Origin of the sequence: Alteribacter lacisalsi, from assembly GCF_003226345.1 — a bacterium.
In the GTDB taxonomy this organism is placed as follows: Bacteria; Bacillota; Bacilli; order Bacillales; family Salisediminibacteriaceae; genus Alteribacter; species Alteribacter lacisalsi.
In genome coordinates this window covers 754,295-772,446 of record NZ_PDOF01000001.1, presented here as the reverse complement: position 1 = coordinate 772,446, position 18,152 = coordinate 754,295, and the positions used below count along the sequence as shown (strand labels likewise).

Genomic DNA, 18,152 nt, shown 5'->3' with positions numbered 1-18,152 from the left:
TTGGAGATGCCTTTCATAAGAAGGTCTGTTTTTATGTCCGGAGGTCCAGGCTTCCGCTGTAAAAGGAGAATGGCAATGGATCCTTTCGTTTTGTTTGCAATTACTGCTGCAGTTACCGTTTACGCAGCAGTAAAACTTTCCGTTTACGCTGACGTCATCAGTGAGCGTACTTCTTTAGGGGGTATGATGGTAGGCATGCTGCTTCTTGCCGGGGCAACAAGTCTGCCGGAAGTGACGACCAGTACCACAGCTATTCTTGTTGGCAGTCCCGATATCGCTGTCGGTAACGTACTGGGGAGCAACCTGTTTAATCTCCTCATACTTGCTGTATTTGATATTGTTTACCGAAGACGTAAGCTTCTTGCCCAGGTTCACAGTGGCCACCAGTTGAGTGCTGTTGTGGGGCTTGGTCTGATGGGACTGGTGCTTATCACAATTCTGGTACCTACCGGTATAACGATTTTCGGCATCGGAATTGAAATGTTCGCCATGGTCATATTTTATGTTTATGCCATGCGTGAGATGAGTGCCCAGGAGCGGGCTGTACCTGAAATTGCGGCTGCTTCCGAGGAAGACAGCGCAGCTGCAGAAATTCAGGGCAAGGGCGTGACGTTACGTGCTGCCAAGTGGGGGTTTGCCGCAAGTGCCCTCATTATTTTTGCCTCTGGCTCGCTTCTGACAATTGCCGGTGACCAAATCGCCGTTTCCACCGGAATCGACGCCAGTTTTGTAGGGAGTTTTCTCATTGCAGCAGCCACTTCTCTGCCGGAAGTCGTTACCGTGCTGGTTGCCCTGCGGCTCGCCAACTATAATCTCGCAGTCGGAAATATTCTGGGAAGCAACGTGTTTAACATGCTGATTCTCGTTTTGGCTGATGTTCTGTTCAGAGGCGGTCCCATCCTTGAAGCGGTCAGTCCAGGAATTGCCGTCACAGCACTTTTTGCAATTATGCTGAATCTGATTGTGATCGCTCACCTGCTCTACGCACGCTACAGCAACAGACGGCGGTTATATGTTGTACCGTCGATTGTCCTGATCGTTGTGTATTTTGTGGCTACTTATGTGATGTTTTAGGTAATTAAAGTGACGTGGGGGGGAGTAGGGACATAACGGAAGTGGGGACTCAGGTTATGACCGGACTTAGGGAAAGTCCGGACATTTCTCTTCTCCCCAAGAGCATTATGTCCAGGCACCCCCAGATTGCGTATAAAAAGTGCTCTCATCATTTGGTGAGAGCACTTTCTGTTAATCAGGTTCATGAAAATAACTGTACATGCTGCATTACCTTAAATTTACTCAGCAAAGAAAGGATCTTTTTCGATCAGATGCGGCGTGAGTGGCCCCAGTACACGGCGCTGGATCTGCTGCTCTTCATCAACCAGGTACACTGTAGGCATACCAATAATTTCGAACTGCTCCTTTACGGCCCCGTTTCCGTCAACGAGGATCGGCAGACTTTCCCAGCCTGCGAAATAATCATGGAGGTCAGCATCTGGATCAATTGTTTTCAAATGCACACCGATTATTTCCGTATTTTCAAGTTTTCCGGCCTGCTTAAGTTCCTGAAGACCACCCCAGTGCTCCGTACATACCTCACACCAGGTAGTGAAAAACACCACAGCGGCTTTTTTACCGTCTGTCAGATTGTAGAGACTCTGCTGGTTGCCATTTTTATCCGGCAGTTGAATGTCAGCGACCCTTTCTCCTTCCATAACACCGGTTTCTGTAACGTTGTCTGCTTCAACCATTGCCCGCTGGGACTGGGCCCAGTCGTGTTCGGACTGGGAAGCCCAGAAGGCACCGGCGGCAAGAAGCAGGCAGGTGATTAGCAGCGGCCATTTACGTAAGTGAATAATTCTCATGATAACTCCCCCTTTTCATCTCTCTTATATGAGTATGTCTAGGGGGACAGGTTCATGACCTGGTCTGTCACTTAAGAGGGCGTATGAACTCTAATGAGCAAATGAATCCGGCAAAACTAGTTTTTACGGCCTTTGGCACTGTACTTTCTGCGCAGTTCCTCTTCCGTTTCCTTACTGTGGTCTGCTTTTTCAGGATCTTTGTAACGTTTGAGAAAGGTATAGGGAATCATGTCCGGTTCTCCGGAACGCCTTAAATGATGGCGAAGACGGAATGCACGGAGAAGAAATCCTGCTCCTAGAAGAACCAGAGCAACTGTTACCGGAAAAACGGGATCTGTCGCGGTATATGCATAAATGGCAAGTCCGGCTGCGCAGGTGATGAGTATGTACTGCAGAATGCGAAGTAGCATAAAACTCCCTCCTTGTCCGAAGATGTTTTCTGTAATTACAAGTATAGTAGATCATCACTGTGAAAGGAAACAACCGCAAAATCAGGTAATCGCGGTCTATTCAATAATTGCGGATAAATGAGGAGCACACAAGACAATTTATCACCTCGAAAATTCAAAGAAAAAAGTGTGCACCAGGGGAGACTGCCTCTCCCCCGTTGCACACTCCGAGTGATTATAAAAAATCACTACTGCTCTTTTGAAAAACGGTTAACGATCATATTAATGGCACCGTCTCCGGTAACGTTCGTCGCAGTACCGAAGCTGTCCTGTGCCATATAAAGTGCGATCATCAGCCCGATCGCCGATTCAGAAAAGCCAAGCTGGGTGGACAGAATCCCGATGGCTGCCATGATCGCACCACCTGGTACACCAGGGGCCGCAATCATGATAATGCCGAGCATCATTATGACAGGAAGCATCTGTGCGAATGAAGGAACCGAAAAGTCACCGAGAACGCTCATGACCGCGACCGATGTAGCTACAATTGTGATAACACTTCCAGACAAATGAATAGTCGCACAGAGCGGTACACCGAAATTCGCAACGTCTTCACGGACGCCGTTCTTTTTCGTCTGCTCAAGTGTAACCGGAATTGTAGCTGCAGAACTCATCGTTCCCAAGCCGGTAAAGTATGCGGGCAGCATCATTTTCATGGCAGCGAATGGATTTTTCCCTGTGAGTGCTCCTGCTGCTGTGAACTGGATCGTAATCCAGATCCAGTGACAGGCAATGGCCACGAGAAGAACAACTCCAAATACGCTAAGCGTGTTAAACACTTCTCCTTCCGCTGCAATTTCAACGAATATACTCGCTATATAAACAGGGAGGAATGGAATAATGATCCTGCGGATGACCAGATCCACAATTGCCTTTCCTTCATCGAAGAACCGCATAAGGGTCTCGCTTTTCGTTTTTGCGATCCCGATTCCAAAAACAAATGCCGCGATCAGAGCTGTAACAACACCCATGAGCGGTTCAATCTCAAACTCAAAGAAAGGGGCGAGGCCCTCTCCTTCAGCAACAGGTGCCTGCTCCGTTGAAAGACGAGGAACAACGAGAACAGCGATGAAAAAGGCAAAAATACCTGCCAGGACTGTGGATACATAAGCCGTCCCTACAGTCGCACCAACAAGGCGGCCTGATCCTCCGCCAAGCTTGGACACCCCGGCTGCGATAAAGAATAAAATGATAAATGGAATAATGAAATTAATAAATTCTCCGAATAGTGCCTGAATCGTGACAAAAAGCTGTGTAATCCAGTCGACCCCAAGCAGGCCGATCAGAATACCGGCAATAATACCTGCCACGAGTTTTAGAATAAGCTTCATCTTCTTTTTCCTCCCCTTCTTATGTCATACGCGGATTGTCCTCCACACACGAACAAATGTCTTTAATTGTGAACATGGGTTATATCTTGCCTGTTTTCACTGCAAAATTCAAGTAGGATTACAAAAGTTCTATAATTCTGTCAATTGACTCCTTGCATCCGTCCTTATGCCGCGCTATAATGAGAACACTATAATCGTGCGATGAGAAAGAAAAGTACACTTCCTCCGTGTTTTTCAGAGAGTCTGCGGCCGCTGCGAGCAGACAGACACCGAAGTGGAATGGCCTTTCGAGCATTCAGACCGAACCGCCCGGCGCAGTAGGCTCTGACGTGACTCACCCGTTAACGTGAGCCCCTTTTGTTTTTCCATTTAAACAGAAGGTTGTCGAGCGATGCTTCTTTCGAGAAGCATAACCAGGGTGGCACCGCGGTCCATCGTCCCTGATTCTTTCAGGGATGGTGGGCTTTTTTGTATGCGCTCATCTGTACGTGTTATGTAAACAGAAAGGGAGTATAAACGATGAAAACCATTTTTTCAGGAATTCAGCCGAGCGGGACATTAACCATCGGCAACTATTTAGGCGCCATGAAGCATTTTGTTGAACTTCAGGACGACCACGACTGTTTTTTCTGTATCGTGAACCAGCATGCCATTACGGTTCCGCAGGACAAAGCCGCGCTCAAACAGCAGACCAGATCCCTTGCAGCACTTTATCTGGCTGTGGGCATTGACCCGGACAAATCAACCCTGTTTATCCAGTCCGAAGTGCCGGCCCACGCCCAGCTGGCATGGATGCTTCAGTGCACGAGCTACATCGGCGAGCTTGAAAGGATGACCCAGTTCAAGGATAAGTCTGCAGGAAAAGAAGGTGTAAGCGCCGGTCTCCTCACCTATCCACCGCTGATGGCAGCTGACATTCTTCTTTATAAAACAGACATTGTTCCCGTCGGTGAAGACCAGAAGCAGCATTTGGAGCTGACCAGAAATCTGGCCGAACGCTTTAACAGCAAGTTCAACGAGATATTCACTGTTCCGGAGGTGCGGATTCCAAAAGTAGGCGCACGCATCATGAGCCTTACGGAGCCGGAAAAGAAAATGAGCAAATCAGCCGAGAATCAGAAGAGCTTTATCTCCATGCTCGACGATGAGAACACGATTACAAAAAAAATCAAAAGTGCTGTTACCGACTCCGAGGGGACGGTTCGCTACGATAAGGAAAACAAACCCGGCGTGGCAAACCTGCTCAGCATTTACTCCATTTTCTCTGGCGAAACCATTGAAAACCTGGAGAAAAAATATGAGGGGAAAGGGTACGGGGAGTTTAAATCAGATCTCGCCGAAGTTGTTGCTTCTGCCCTCAAGCCGATCCAGGACCGTTATCACGAATTAATCAACAGTAAAGAATTAGACGATATTCTGGACCAGGGTGCTGAAAAAGCAAACCGCCGTGCCTTCAAAACACTCGTCAAAGCTGAGCGGGCAATGGGGCTTGAACGAAAGCGCCGATAGGTGAAAATGGGGTATGTCTGGGACAGAAATGTTTACATGAAGTAAAGCCAAACTATCTTTAGGCGGCACAACTAACCGCTCCTGAAAGATACGCTGCTTTCCGAGGGAAGCGGCTGAGCCTCCGCGTGCTTCGCCCTGCGGGGTCTCACCTGCGCTTTTCCTCCCGCAGGAGTCAGCGAATCTTTCATCCGCTTTACAGCATTTGGCTCGAGTTCTCACCTCAACATTTTACTTTTCTCCAAGACTCTTTTATTTACAGGCTGTGCGTTTCCTTCGTTCCCTCTGCAATCTGAACACAAATAAAGCTGTCCCCCTTCTGCAGTGGATCCGCAGAATGAAGGACAGCTTTTTTAAATTCTATCTTCCGCTTGGAAGAGGCGCTTTTGCCGAAATCAGTTCTTTACTAATGAGCTCCTCCCAAAAGGCGGCGGGAATGGTTTCTTTAAGAGCAGCCACATCTTCTTTAATCCGGTCAGGACGTGTTGAGCCAGGGATTACCGCTTCGACAGCCGGGTGAGCAGTTGAGAACTGCAAGGCTGCTGCTTTAAGGCTCACGCCGTGGTTGTCCGCGGTTTCCTGCAGCCGTCTCACGTGATTTTTTACGCTGCTGTCTGCTTCTGCGTAATCGTAATGATCTCCTCCAAGCAGGGCTCCGGAATTGTAGGGAGCTCCAACAACGATGCCGCTCTCACGCTTTTGAGCGAGAGGCATAAGCAGGTCGAGTGCCCGCTGGTGATTCATAAGCGTATAATGTGTCGCCTGGAGCGACAGCGTTGGAACAGTTTCTTCGAGCTGCAGAGCCAGCTCGATCGGCTGAGGCATATTCACACCAAGTCCCCATTCCTTGATCACGCCCTCCTCCTTCATCTGATTGAGGACCCGGAAAGCGCCTTTTCGTGCCTCATCGAACAGAGAGACCCACTGATCCCCGTGAAAATCAGGGCTGATATCATGAACGTAGACAATGTCCAGACGGTCGGTCTGGAGCCGGTTCAGACTTTGTTCAATTGAGCGCTTTGTAGCGTCTTCTGTGTACTCTTCAATGATTTTATTCTGCCTTCCGTGCGCAAACAGCCCTTCCTTCTTTTCAGTCTCATCAGAAATGATCCGTCCTACCTTTGTACTGAGCACATACTCGTCACGGGGCTTATTCTTTAAGAACTCTCCGAGTCTGGCTTCGGCAAGTCCTGCCCCGTAAAACGGTGCTGTATCAATATAGCGGATGCCTTCGTTCCAGACAGCTTCGATCGTTTCCTGAGCTTCCTCTTCCGGAATATCACGGAACAAATTGCCGAGCGGGGCTGTTCCAAACCCGATTTTCTGGTCTAAAAAACCATTTAATATACTCAAAGCCCATTCCTCCTGTTAAAAAGTACATACATGCACTTCTATAACCGGCAAGGTAGAGAATTAAACCAGCCTGAGTTATACAGCCGCCCTGAAACAGAGAAAATAAACAGCCTTCACCGTTCGCCGGTGAAGGCCCGAAGTTATTCGTTGGTAATTATGTGAGCAGACAGAAACTTTACTCACCTGCTGCAGGCATGGTATCGGCTTTCGGCCTTACTTCACACTTTCTCCCTGCTGCAGATCCCAGAGTTTTTCGAAAAAAGGCTGCCCCTTGATCATCGCCCGGCAGAAGTCATCATGTTTCTTCGACCAGCCATCCTTGATGTCTTCAAACAGTCCGTCCCACGCCTGATCAAATGTACAGTCCTGAATAAACGCGTATTTTTCCGGCGCCCACTCCGTATACCAGTACCGAAGCTCGGCGAGCGTCGCTTCTGCATAAAGCTGATCGAGTGCCATAAACAGAATCTGCTTCACCTGGCGTTCCCTGCGGATGAGTCCGTTCATGAACGACGGATCAGGCGAAAGAATATGATACTCCTTGTGCAGATCATAATAGCCCGTAAAATAATCACGCATCGGCTCGTCCTTAACCAGTTCCAGAACCTGCCCTTCCTGCCGCGGCACCATTCTGCTTTTGCGTACCGGAGTATGGTAGCCCATGGTATCCACCACGATGCAGCGGTCTCCGTCAGTTGCCACAAAACAGTAGTCCAGCTCCAGACGCTGGCTGTTTTTTCTTACATAGCTCTGCTGATGAACATCCGCCAGAAGCTCTTCCGGCAGTTCCTGAAGTGAATTCTCTATGTAGTCAAACAGATGCTCGGACAGCTTAATAATCACCGCCTGATCGAGAAGCTCGATCCGATCTTCTTTCCGCCATTCAAAAAACTCACAGACGTTGTAGCCGTTTTCTTCACCTTCGAACCAGTTCACCCATACATCCCTCAAATGGAGCATGAAACGAACCCCCTTACACCTGACTTTTGTATCAACAGTATGGTCAGAGGCTATCCAGTTTATTCCACGGTTCAGACATTTTTATTTTCCTCATCTCCGCTTTTCTCTGGATAGTACAGTGCGCTCCAGATCAGAGCCACCCCGGCCAGAAACAGATAAGACTCTGGTCTCAGTACCATAAAAGCAAGATATTTCAGGAGCGAGAACCCCACTGTAAATAGGTTCATATATGCGATAAATGTAATTCCTCCGATCACCGCAAAACCGAACCCCGTTAACAGTGCAAGCACCCGCATCATGTCATTCACCCCCTACATTTTTTTTGCTGTTCCGGTTTACTGTCGTTCTTACATAATTGCGGCCTGCCGCTGCACACTAACAGGAACGGAAAGTGAGGAGAAAGTTTATGGCCACACATGCAAGTAAAGACGCAGAAAAGAAAATAGCCTGGTGGCAGCTGTCATTGCTTGGCGTGGCTGCCACAATCGGAACCGGCTTTTTCCTTGGATCCGGTATTGCGATCCAGATGGCTGGTCCGTCTGTTATCTTTGCTTATTTGCTCGCCGCAGTAGGAACTTACTTTGTCTACGAATCGCTGGCAAAAATGACGATTGCCGATCCGCAGACCGGTTCGTTTCGAACGTATGCCAGAAAAGCATATGGTCACTGGGCCGGGTTTTCAAGCGGCTGGGTGTACTGGGCATCTGAAATCCTGATTATGGGAAGCCAGCTTACTGCTCTTGCCATTTTCACCCGTTTCTGGGCTCCGGGGATCCCGCTCTGGGTCTTTGCTGCTGTGTACGCAGCGCTTGGCATCCTCGTCATTCTTATGGGCTCATCCGGATTTGACCGGGTGGAAAATGTTCTCGCTGTTATGAAAGTCGCCGCCATTTTTATGTTTATTATACTGGCTGTAGTCGCGATCCTCGGCCTTCTCGGTGTGAATCCGGGGCCGGTAACGGTGCCGAAATCCTACAGTACGATTTTTCCAAACGGGATCAAGGGGCTTCTTCCCGCGCTGATTTTTGGTTTTTACGGATTTGGGGGCATTGAAATTATCGGACTGCTGGCTATGCGTCTGAAAAAAATGGATGATGCTCCGAAAGCCGGTAAGGTTATGCTTCTGCTGCTTGGCGTTATTTACGCCGTTTCCATCGGTCTGGCGCTGATTATGGTGCCAATGGCAGATTTCGTGACAGACGAAAGCCCGTTTGTCACAGCGCTAAGACGCTATCAGATCCCTTACGTGACCCATATATTTAACGGTGTATTCATCATTGCCGGCTTTTCAACAATGGTCGCCAGCATGTTTGCCGTCGTACGTATTTCGGTCGTCCTCGCCCAGGACGGTGATGCCCCAGCTTTTTTAGGGAAAAGAATCCACGATAAAACTGCGCTTCCTGCCATCAGTTTTATGGCTTTATGGCTTATAGTGAGTGTTATTTTTTCCGTACTTATGCCGGGAAAAGTGTACGAGTATTTTACGACAGCCGCCGGAATCATGCTTTTATACAACTGGATTTTCATTCTTGCTTCCTGGGGACGTATTCTGGAACTGACAGGAGGCGAACAGGCTAAGCGGGTGCTCGGATTCATCCTCGTGGCGCTCGTGGTGACAGGTACACTGTTTTCCCCGATCAGCCGCCCGGGCTTTTTTATCTCAATCGCCTTTGTTGGCCTTGTAGCCGTTGTGACACTAATGATGCGGAAGCACTGGAACAAACCGAAGGATCCGGATGTCCCTTCGGTCTTTACCAAAATAAAACGCTGAACGCCTGCCAGGCAAAATATGCTCCAAATCCGAGAAGTGAGACAGCTGACATAACGGAAATCAGGTACAGCACCTTGTGAGTGAGCACGTGTTTCATCGTGCTTGAAAAAAATGCCATCGTCACATCCCACACCATGATGCCGAGAAAGATTGCTCCTACGTAAAGAATGACATCACCTGTTCCGTACTGTGTGACGGTTTTAGCCAGAATGGATCCGAAGATGCCGAGCCAGAAAATAACCGTAAGAGGATTGAAAAGAGACATCAGAAATCCTGCCGAAAAAGATTTTGTAAGCGTTTGTCTCGATCGGGGCACCTCCTGGGGATTGGTGCCAAGCTCTTTTGCTCCGGTGAGGGCGTCTATACCTATATAAATAAGGACGAATGCGCCAAACAGCCAGAGAAACAGCTGTACCGACGGCAGACCGACCATATGGACTACGCCAAGAAACACGAGAAGCATATAAATGCCGTCAGCGGCGGTGGCACCAAGACCTACGAGCCACGAATGAAGAAAGCCGTTTTTGATGCCCCGGTCCAGCTGGGCGGCATTTACCGGGCCTATTGGAGCCGCAAGTGATAGTCCGAGCAGTACATACGTAAAAAAGATCGCCAATGCTTCCCGCCTCCTGTTCAGTGTCTGCTTGTACAGTGTATTAGGACAAGAGGGGGATCATGACCGGGATTTATTTACCGGACCCATATATCCTGAAAATATTCACACTTCACTGAACCGTCTAAGCGCAGAAGAGCCTGGAACTTACGCCCTGAATGAATAAACCGAAGCTTCGGAAGTAACCAAATGATCATTAACAGTCGTCATTCCCTCCACAATAAAAAAAAGACGACCTGCCGGTCATCCCTTTTTTCCGGATACATCTATTTCAAGCTTTTTTCCTCCGGCGGTCAGGTACGTATACACGTCCATTTCAGGATCGATTTTCAAAAGTCCCTGAACGTACGGTTTCACAAGGTCCTTGAAATCCTCGGTCACGCCTTCATTTTCGAGTACTCCAAATACGTACATTTTTTTATCTTTTGTCAGAAAGGTCAAATATCCGACCGGCTCATTGTTCTGGGTTACTATATTCAGGACCTGGGCGTCCTCCCTGAAAAATTCAGGTGAAAAGTAAATCTGCACGGGACATTCCTCCTTAGAATGAGTTTGCCCGTAAATGGACACTGGAATACAGAATCCAGACAAAGGACCTGCTTCACTAGAAAGGCCAGCCCGATTCCTTCAGGATTTCCTCTGCAGGAGTGCCGAGACGCTTTCTGCCGGAGAGTTCAGGTGTTTGGTCAATCCAGTCATAAACGAGGTGATAACCTGCAGCATAACCGATCATCGGCGGAAGACCGTCGTTCCCATACATAAATACATTGTGACGGCGGCGGTTTTTCAGCAGCCGTTCATGCCGGAGAACATTGTCCCACCACTCGAAACTTTTCTCTTTTGAGTGAAGCTTTGTCCATGGGGCCAGTTCCTCCGGTCCGAGTGCTTTTCTTACCGCAGCTTCGGCCAGTCCTTCCATAATCATCGACTCCTGCAGCGTTACTGTGCTGTCGTCATTGTTTTGGAGCGCAAGTCGGCACACATGATTGTACTCGTGCGTCAGGAGAGCCTTCATGGAAGAAACCGGCAAATTTTCGTCAATAAACAGAACTACGCACTCAGGGAACGTAATCCCGTTTTTCCGGTTCAGACGTCTGAGGAGCGTCTTATTTTCCAGGTCAATCGGGAGCAGGTAAACGGGCACATCCGGTCCGTTCCAGTAGCCCCGGAATTTTGCATAGTGCTCACGGAGTGCTGTCAGTGCTCCATTTTCAAGCAGTGTTTCGGTAAAGCCGCTCCAGTCGCCGTCCGGATGCCTGAGTCCCTGGTCCAGCAGATAATGATGCCATTCCATCAGATGCGGGCGGTTTCTTCGGTCGAAATGGGTCAGCATCGGCTCACAGACAGTTTCCGCCTGATGCCGGAGAGTCCATTCAGAAGGCAGTTCTCCAAGCTTTTCGATATAGCTTCGAAACTGATCGTCATTCAGAATAATTCCCACAAGGCATGCACCTCCGCTTTTATTCTATGCGGAGCTGAAGGAGGTGAATGTCAGTTTTTCGTTTGTCTGTATGAAGAGAACGATTTCCGGGATCGGGCTTTTGGCATTGTTTGATTTTAAGGAATTCTCTGCTCATTTTCCGGAATCCATCCGCTATCCGGAATACAACCAATTTACTGGTACCGGAACAAGTGAGCCGCAACACGAATGAAAAGCAGCCCGGATCTGCTTCCGGGCTGCTGGGATTACACGAGAGAATGTTTATTTGCATAAATCGCAGCCTGGGTCCGGTCATCAAGCTCCAGCTTGGTGAGGATGTGGCTGACGTGCGTTTTAACGGTTTTGATGCCGATAAACAGCTCTTCACTGATTTCTTTGTTGGTCTTTCCTTTCCCAATGAGAGAAAGCACCTCTTTTTCACGGCGGGTAAGCTCATCGTGCTTCGGCTTATTTCTCATCTGCTGAAACATTTTCTGGGTTACCTGCCCCTCAAATGTCGGTTCTCCCTTGTGGGCTTTGCGGATACAGGCTGCAATGTCGGTAGCACTTGAGGTCTTCAGTATGTAACTGAATGCTCCCGCATCCATAACAGGAAAAAGCATCTCGTCATCCAGATAACTCGTAAGCACGATTATTCTCGCCGGATGGGAGGCGAGCGCTTTCGTCGCTTCCACCCCATTCATGTCGTCCATCAGAAGGTCCATCAGAATGACATCCGGGTTGAGATCATTCGCTTTCGCGACAGCTTCCCTGCCGCTTTTCCCCTCCCCCACTATCTCCATGTCAGGTTCAGTCATCAGATAGGTGCTCAGTCCCATCCGGACCATTTCATGATCGTCGACGATCAGCACACGGATTTTCTCCATTGGTTACTCCTCCTCTTCTTTTATAACGTGTCCGTCATTGGAACCCGAATGCGGACGGTTGTGCCTTTATCCGGATAGCTCAGGACGGAAAAATGGCCGCCAAGCTCTTCGGTTCTTTCCTCCATCGTAATCAGTCCGTATGAAACAGACGGGTCTTCTTTTTTTCCTTCCATATCAAAACCGGCCCCGTTATCGGAAAGGGTCACGGCAAGTTTATCCTCATCGATGCGGGCTGAAAAACGGATCGTATCGGCCTGGGAATGACGCAGGGCGTTTGACAGCGCTTCCTGAATAACGCGAAACAGCTGATCTTCAATTCCCGGGTCAATATCCGGCAGCTCAATGTCCCATTCAAATGTAAGCTGAGCGTTTTTCTGCTGCAATTCCTGAAAGAGTGCCTTCAATGCTTCTCCAAGACCTTTTCCTTCAAGAGTGATGGGTCTCAGGTGCATAATGAGTGCACGAAGCTCCTGCTGGGCAGCATGCGTGATTGTTTCCACCTGGTTTATCAGGGCTTTTGCCCGTTCGGGATCGGAATCAAGCACTCTCGGGATGGCCCCAAGACTCATGCTGACAGCAAAAAGCTGCTGGCTTACGGCATCGTGAAGGTCTCTAGCCAGCTTGCGTCTTTCCTCAAGACCGGCAGCCTTCTCCTTTTCATCAATCAGTCGGGCGTTCTCATTCAATACCCGGTGCATGGAGCGGATCTGCCGTTCGTACCCGTCGGTAAGATCGTTGATTTCTCCTGCAAGCCTGGTAAGTTCGTCTTCCCTCGTGAGCTGGATCCGTTTATCCAGTGAGCCCCGCTGCACCTGCTTGAGTTGAAACACAAGATGCGTGATCGCCCGTTTCAGCGCACTTGTATAGGAAAATGAAAATACAAAGCCCGCGATCAGGTACAGGATAGCAGCGCTGATCAGCACGACGAGCACGAGCTCAACGTCCGAGGCAAACCGGTACAGTCTGGCTGGATATGACTCTCCACTTAAAGGACCGGTGTAAAAGGTTGCATAAAGCCAGATCGCAACCCATGCACCAAGTACCCATGCACCTGAGATTTTCAGCTGAAGCCGAAGACCATCCCAGATTACACCATGGAGCTTTTTCGAATCTGCAGGCTGCTTGTCCGGCGCTGAAGGTTCAGCAGCGGCAGCGGTTTCCCTGCTTGTCCGTGTGTTCTCTTCAGCGGCGGATTGTTCGCGGTCAGTCAACGGCCATTACCTCCACTGCACCGATGTTAGTGCGCACGTTCATAACCACTTTCTGTTCGGCTTCATCAAAATTAACACTTGTGTATGTTCCTGATCCGCTGTCGCCGAACAGGTTAGCCTCTCCCACATTCGCCCGGGCGGTTACTTTGATCGCCATATCTTTCGGAACAGTTACTTCGACCGCACCGATAAAAACATCGATATCAAGATAGTTGACCCCGTCTTTCAGAACGGCTGTTGTGAGATCCACTTCCACTGCCCCGATCGTGGTTTTGATATCTGTATTATTCAGCTTCCACGGTCGGCGGCCAAGAGACACTTCTCCGACAAACTGGCTTACTCGCTCCACATCGCTTCGTCCGTGTTGAAAAGCCCGCTTCCGGCCTTCTTCTGCATGGCCGGTCTTCTTTTTGTTTACTTCCTGTTCGTACTCACGCGAGGGCCTGGTGGCTTCTTCGACGGTGCGTTTAATATCCTTCTTAAGGTTTTTCTTAAACGTTTCCTTATCAAAGTATTCATCTTCATCCTCATCTTCAGAACCGGACATTCTATAGGAGTATTCCTTTCCATCCTTATCACGATCAAACACGACAACGGTGTTTCGGCCTTTTAGAAGCTGAAAGCCGGCAAAGATGATTAACAGCGGCCACGTCCAGCTCCAGAGATCGGCAAGGGTGTAGTAAAACCAGCCGGCACGGTTTCCCAGAATCACAATCCCAACTGCGGTGATGGCAAGACCCCAGAACGTGCCTCCGAAGCGCCATTTGTCTCTGCGGGCAAATCGATAAGTTTCCCAGAGACCTTCGAGCAGAACCTTAAGCCCGATTGCAATAATGATGAGCGGCCAGTAAGTGGATACCATCTGCCCGAAAGTCGCGTCGATCACGCCGGTATTGTTAAGCAGGTACAGGACGCCGACCGCAAGGATCAGAAGACCAAGTATTTTATTCATGATGTGACCCCTTTCTTATATAGGTGAAACCGTTCCGGGGCCGGCCGCCGTTTTTATGATCTGGAAGGCGGACGGCATTAACCGATCCGATACGAAGAGACGAGTTTCTTTCTTTTTCCATTGTAGCGTTTATGCTTCACCACGCCAATGGATTTTTTTGAGTATCAGGGTGTAGCTGACCACGGTGAAAAGAAGGAGCATGCCCATGTTCTGAAGGACGGATGTGCTCATGCCTGAGCTGAGCAGTTCACGCAGGCCGTCAGCAGCGTAAGTGGTCGGCACGATGTAGGAGAACCACTGCAGGATGAGCGGTAGCTGGGAAAAATCGACCAGAACCGGTGTCATAAAACTGATGATCATCATGAGTGCCTGGACGACGAGATTGGTGAGCTGAATGTTCGGTGACCAGAAGCCGAGAAAGACGCCGAGTGCAACCACACTGAGTATGGTGAGTGTAATCAACGGGATGAGCCACAGGCTGAAGGTGAACTGGATGCCGTAAACCCACTGCCCCGCGATGGCCATAATAGTGAAGGACGGAACACTGACAATCAGGCCTCTGAACATGTTCGCAAGAATGAAGTTGACTTTTTCGATCGGGAGAGACGCGTAAAAGGTGAAGTGTCCCTGATGCTTTTGAAAGCTGATTTCCTGCGCCATGACGTTGATACCCATAATGACGAGGGCAAAGAGCATATTGCCGGTAATAATCCGGACGATCATTTCCTCGGTCGGATTGACAGTGAAAAAGTGCAGAAACATCAGGATTGAAAATGGGATGATGGACGCCAGGATAAAAATGAAAGCCCATTGCTCCCGGATAATGCAGAACTGGATGCGAAACAGGATCCAGAGTTCGGCGATCAGCTGCCTTAGGGGGTTGGATTCATAGCGTTCATTAAGAGCCGGCTGCTGCATAGGTCTTCTCTCCTTTACGTTCAGATGGATCCTGCTGTTCTTTCTCCTGGTCACGGTCGATGTGAAAGTACACATCCTCAAGACTTGGCGGCACAACTGCATAGGACTGGATGTGACTGCTCCACGTTGTGTTCAGCTCTTCAAGGAGTGAAGGGGCATCTTCTTTCGTAATCATCACTCTTGTGCGCTGGTCGGACAGCCTGGTGACGGTACCCCATTGCTCAAGGGCGGTTTCAAGTTCTTTGCTGTGCGTAAGGCTGTGAACTGTCGTGATTTCGCATTTGAGACGCTGGTCCACTTCCGTCTTAAGCTCGGCAACATTATTAATGGCAAGCAGCTGACCGTGATTGATGACAGCGACCCGGTCAACGACCTGCTCTGCTTCAAGAATGTTGTGGGTAACCAGAATGACGGTGGCGCCTTCTCTATTCCGTTTCTGGATCAGATCCCAGACGAGCCTGCGCTTTTTTGGATCGAGTTCATTGGTCGGTTCATCAAAGATATAGACACCGGCATTTCCGATGAGGGTCGTGCCGATTCCCGTCAGACGCTTTTGTCCCCCGGAAATGTTCTTTAGCATTTTGCCTGCCGCTTCGGTGAGCTCGAGTTCTTCAATCAGCTGCTGCGCTTCACTTTTTGCGGCCTGTTTCTTCATGCCCCGCAGACGCCCTGAAAAGTAGATTGCTTCACTCACAGTGAGACTGGTGAGGGCATGAGGCTCCTGGGCGTAATAGGCCACCTCGCGGGCCACTTTTTTCATCTGCCCGAGTACATTCGAGCCGTTGTAGCGCACTTCGCCTTCACTTGGTTTAATATGGGCAACGATCTGCTTGACGAGCGTGGATTTCCCGGCACCATTTGGTCCGAGAAGACCGAGTATTTCACCTTTTTTTATCGTAAAGCTGATCCCGCTGTTGGCAGTGACTTTTCCTTTTTTATACGTCTTCGTCACCTGGTCAATTTCAAATAGGGGCTGGGTCATTTTTGTTCTCCTCCTGTCAGTGGCTTTCGTGGGTCGTTTCCCTGATAGCTTGATCTGTTTCTATCTTATCGGCCTGACGGCTTTTCGCACACGGGCCGGGGATGGTTTGCGCCTCCGTCTGAGGGCTGATTTTTTTCTCGTTCTCCGGATGACGGAATCCGGTATTCTTCCACCTATCCTCACGATCTGCTGCCGCGCGCCCATCCTGCTCCTGCTATAATAATAGACAGCAGTAACAAGGAGGAAAGCTGATGGAAAAACGGACAGATGAAACGATGATGAAGCTGATTCTGCATGTTGCGGAGCAGGATGAGCGGATCCGTGCGGCTGTGATGAACGGCTCCCGGGCAAATCCCAAAGTAAAGCCGGATGAGTACGCCGACTACGATGTGGTTTATTATGTCGAGAACCTCCCAGCGTTTACAGCAGATCACGCATGGGTGAACGTGTTCGGAGAGCGGCTGATCATGCAGATGCCGGAAGACAAAGTGCTGCCACCACCTGACCGGAACGGCCGTTTTCCGTATCTGATGCAGTTTACGGATGGCAACCGGATCGATCTTACTCTCGTTTCTGCAGGTGACATCCCACTGCCTGAAGATACAGACTCCCTGACAGTTGTGCTGCTTGATAAGGACGGCAGACTTGGCCGACTCCGTTCTCCTTCCGATCATGATTACCGCGTACATCGACCTTCACAGAAGCAGTTTGAGGACGTGATAAACGAATTCTGGTGGGTAGCCCTGTATACATCAAAGGGGCTTGGCAGAAGAGAAATCCTGTATGCAAAAGGTACGCTGGAAGGACCGGTCAGGACCGCATTTATGCAGATGCTCCGCTGGTATGCAGGCACCTGTACAAACTTTGAAGCCAACACCGGTGCATTTGATAAATGGCTACCCCTTTATCTCGAAAAGGATCTTTGGGACTCAGTTCTGAAGACGTATTCCAATGCCGAACACGATGCAATCTGGAAATCTCTCATCCGTATGGCTGCCATTTTTACCGATGTGTCAGAGCGGACAGGCAAGGCCCTCGGATACGCTGCATCATTCGAAGGGCCGGAAGTTTACAGGGAACTGATGAAACAGAAACAGCAGCAGGAGGTGGCGCAGGACATTGGAAAGCACACTACATGAACACGTAAAAAAGCAGGCTCTCTACTGGCTAAAGAAAAAAGTCACTGACTTGTGCGCAAGTGAAGTCAAGCTTTATGCCCGGCGTAAAAAGCTGAAAGCTGACGCGGTGGGAATTAATATCAAAAGAAAGGAAACGCGGATCGTGGAAGTGAAAGTATCCCGTGCGGATTTTCTCAGGGATGAGGTTCTTCATTCCCCCTACGGCTACCATGCGATTGCCGATTATGCCTATTTGATGACCCCGGCAGGCCTGATTGATCCTGAGGAACTTCCCGAAGGATACGGACTACTGGAGTTGGACGACTATGATAATGTCAAAGTCCGGAAAAACCCAAGGAAAAATCCAAAACCGATTCTTCGACTGGAGACTGTCATGAAGCGGACCGCCCAGGCGGCGACCAACGCGGTGCTCTTCAAGGAACTGTCAAAGGAAACCAGGGATACAACAGGCGGGGTATATGGCCATAACGCGAGCGTGCATCTGGTTAGTGCTACCTGCCCAGCATGTAAAAAAAGAAAGAAATACTTAATCGGAAACGATCAGGACACAACGCCATGCAGTGCCCGGGGCTGCAGAGAGCTGATCCCCCTGAAAAAAGCCCGTGTCCATGTAGTAACTTCTTACAATGAAATTTTTTTTCGTCAGATACAGGCCCTTTTTGATGCTGAATCCAAATAATTCATAGTTGCAGCAATAAGAGGCTTGGATAAAAGTAAAAGTATAGATGAAAATCCGAACAAAAAAGCTCATTAGCGGATGAAATTTACACCGACTCCTGCGGGAGGAAAAGCGCAGGT

Annotated in this window: 20 protein-coding genes and 1 other annotated feature; of the genes, 6 read left to right on the top strand and 14 right to left on the bottom strand. The window is 49.3% G+C overall.

The window, feature by feature from the left end:
* The first annotated feature begins 75 nt into the window (after positions 1-75).
* A complete protein-coding gene (locus CR205_RS03755; protein WP_110517085.1) occupies positions 76-1,074 on the top strand; it encodes a sodium:calcium antiporter in 999 nt (332 codons plus the stop codon).
* A 218-nt stretch (positions 1,075-1,292) separates the two neighbouring features.
* Here the strand turns inward: CR205_RS03755 and CR205_RS03750 are convergent, their stop codons facing one another.
* The 3 genes from CR205_RS03750 to CR205_RS03740 all read right to left on the bottom strand — a co-directional run bounded on the left by CR205_RS03750 (position 1,293) and on the right by CR205_RS03740 (position 3,642).
* A complete protein-coding gene (locus CR205_RS03750) occupies positions 1,293-1,862 on the bottom strand; it encodes a peroxiredoxin family protein (protein WP_110517083.1) in 570 nt (189 codons plus the stop codon).
* Positions 1,863-1,978: 116 nt separating this feature from the next.
* Complete coding sequence (locus tag CR205_RS03745) at positions 1,979-2,272, bottom strand: hypothetical protein (RefSeq protein WP_110517081.1); 294 nt, start codon at positions 2,270-2,272, stop codon at positions 1,979-1,981.
* Between the two features lie 227 nt (positions 2,273-2,499).
* Complete coding sequence (locus CR205_RS03740) at positions 2,500-3,642, bottom strand: dicarboxylate/amino acid:cation symporter (RefSeq protein WP_110517079.1); 1,143 nt, start codon at positions 3,640-3,642, stop codon at positions 2,500-2,502.
* A gap of 192 nt (positions 3,643-3,834) precedes the next feature.
* Positions 3,835-4,087: a binding site (T-box leader), on the top strand.
* Between the two features lie 74 nt (positions 4,088-4,161).
* On the opposite strand from CR205_RS03740, the gene trpS reads away from it, so the two are divergent.
* Positions 4,162-5,151 (top strand): tryptophan--tRNA ligase, encoded by a 990-nt coding sequence (trpS, locus tag CR205_RS03735; protein ID WP_110517077.1) that lies wholly within the window; start codon positions 4,162-4,164, stop codon positions 5,149-5,151.
* A gap of 357 nt (positions 5,152-5,508) precedes the next feature.
* Here trpS and CR205_RS03725 read toward each other — a convergent pair whose 3' ends face one another.
* From CR205_RS03725 to CR205_RS03715, 3 genes are all read right to left on the bottom strand, one after another.
* Positions 5,509-6,501 (bottom strand): aldo/keto reductase, encoded by a 993-nt coding sequence (locus CR205_RS03725; protein WP_110517073.1) that lies wholly within the window; start codon positions 6,499-6,501, stop codon positions 5,509-5,511.
* Positions 6,502-6,714: 213 nt separating this feature from the next.
* The gene (locus tag CR205_RS03720) at positions 6,715-7,461 is read right to left on the bottom strand and encodes a YjbA family protein (protein WP_110517071.1); all 747 of its coding nucleotides are present in this window, start codon (positions 7,459-7,461) and stop codon (positions 6,715-6,717) included.
* Between the two features lie 71 nt (positions 7,462-7,532).
* A complete protein-coding gene (locus tag CR205_RS03715) occupies positions 7,533-7,760 on the bottom strand; it encodes a hypothetical protein (RefSeq protein ID WP_236634697.1) in 228 nt (75 codons plus the stop codon).
* 107 nt (positions 7,761-7,867) lie between these two features.
* Between CR205_RS03715 and CR205_RS03710 the strand changes: the two genes are divergently transcribed.
* Positions 7,868-9,232: an amino acid permease gene (locus tag CR205_RS03710; protein ID WP_110517069.1), complete on the top strand. Its 1,365-nt coding sequence runs from the start codon at positions 7,868-7,870 to the stop codon at positions 9,230-9,232.
* Here CR205_RS03710 and CR205_RS03705 read toward each other — a convergent pair.
* From CR205_RS03705 to CR205_RS03695, 3 genes are all read right to left on the bottom strand, one after another.
* Positions 9,213-9,848: a LysE family transporter gene (locus tag CR205_RS03705; RefSeq protein WP_110517067.1), complete on the bottom strand. Its 636-nt coding sequence runs from the start codon at positions 9,846-9,848 to the stop codon at positions 9,213-9,215. The genes CR205_RS03710 and CR205_RS03705 overlap by 20 nt on opposite strands.
* Before the next feature lie 240 nt (positions 9,849-10,088).
* Entirely contained in the window at positions 10,089-10,373 is a 285-nt protein-coding gene (locus CR205_RS03700) for a hypothetical protein (protein ID WP_110517065.1), read from the bottom strand.
* 76 nt (positions 10,374-10,449) lie between these two features.
* Positions 10,450-11,286, bottom strand: coding sequence for a DUF2268 domain-containing protein (locus CR205_RS03695; RefSeq protein ID WP_110517063.1), 837 nt, complete (start codon positions 11,284-11,286; stop codon positions 10,450-10,452).
* Positions 11,287-11,329: 43 nt separating this feature from the next.
* Between CR205_RS03695 and CR205_RS20195 the strand changes: the two genes are divergently transcribed.
* On the top strand, positions 11,330-11,497 hold the full coding sequence (locus CR205_RS20195; RefSeq protein ID WP_161524662.1) for a hypothetical protein: 168 nt from the start codon (positions 11,330-11,332) through the stop codon (positions 11,495-11,497).
* Between the two features lie 34 nt (positions 11,498-11,531).
* Here CR205_RS20195 and CR205_RS03690 read toward each other — a convergent pair whose 3' ends face one another.
* The 5 genes from CR205_RS03690 to CR205_RS03670 form a co-directional block, all read right to left on the bottom strand.
* A complete protein-coding gene (locus CR205_RS03690) occupies positions 11,532-12,152 on the bottom strand; it encodes a response regulator (protein ID WP_110517061.1) in 621 nt (206 codons plus the stop codon).
* 20 nt (positions 12,153-12,172) lie between these two features.
* Positions 12,173-13,363 (bottom strand): sensor histidine kinase, encoded by a 1,191-nt coding sequence (locus tag CR205_RS03685; protein WP_110517059.1) that lies wholly within the window; start codon positions 13,361-13,363, stop codon positions 12,173-12,175.
* Positions 13,356-14,315, bottom strand: a complete 960-nt coding sequence (locus CR205_RS03680) for a cell wall-active antibiotics response protein (protein ID WP_110517057.1) — start codon at positions 14,313-14,315, stop codon at positions 13,356-13,358. Before CR205_RS03680 ends, CR205_RS03685 begins: the two co-directional genes overlap by 8 nt.
* Positions 14,316-14,444: 129 nt before the next feature.
* Entirely contained in the window at positions 14,445-15,233 is a 789-nt protein-coding gene (locus CR205_RS03675; protein WP_110517055.1) for an ABC transporter permease, read from the bottom strand.
* Positions 15,214-16,215, bottom strand: a complete 1,002-nt coding sequence (locus CR205_RS03670) for an ABC transporter ATP-binding protein (protein ID WP_110517053.1) — start codon at positions 16,213-16,215, stop codon at positions 15,214-15,216. The genes CR205_RS03675 and CR205_RS03670 overlap by 20 nt, the downstream gene beginning before the upstream one ends.
* 251 nt (positions 16,216-16,466) lie before the next feature.
* On the opposite strand from CR205_RS03670, the gene CR205_RS03665 reads away from it, so the two are divergent.
* Positions 16,467-17,354 carry an aminoglycoside 6-adenylyltransferase gene (locus CR205_RS03665; protein ID WP_110517051.1) on the top strand — a complete coding sequence of 296 codons (888 nt, stop codon included), beginning with the start codon at positions 16,467-16,469 and terminating at the stop codon, positions 17,352-17,354.
* Positions 17,335-18,033: an MmcB family DNA repair protein gene (locus tag CR205_RS03660; RefSeq protein ID WP_110517049.1), complete on the top strand. Its 699-nt coding sequence runs from the start codon at positions 17,335-17,337 to the stop codon at positions 18,031-18,033. The genes CR205_RS03665 and CR205_RS03660 overlap by 20 nt, the downstream gene beginning before the upstream one ends.
* Positions 18,034-18,152 lie beyond the last annotated feature (119 nt).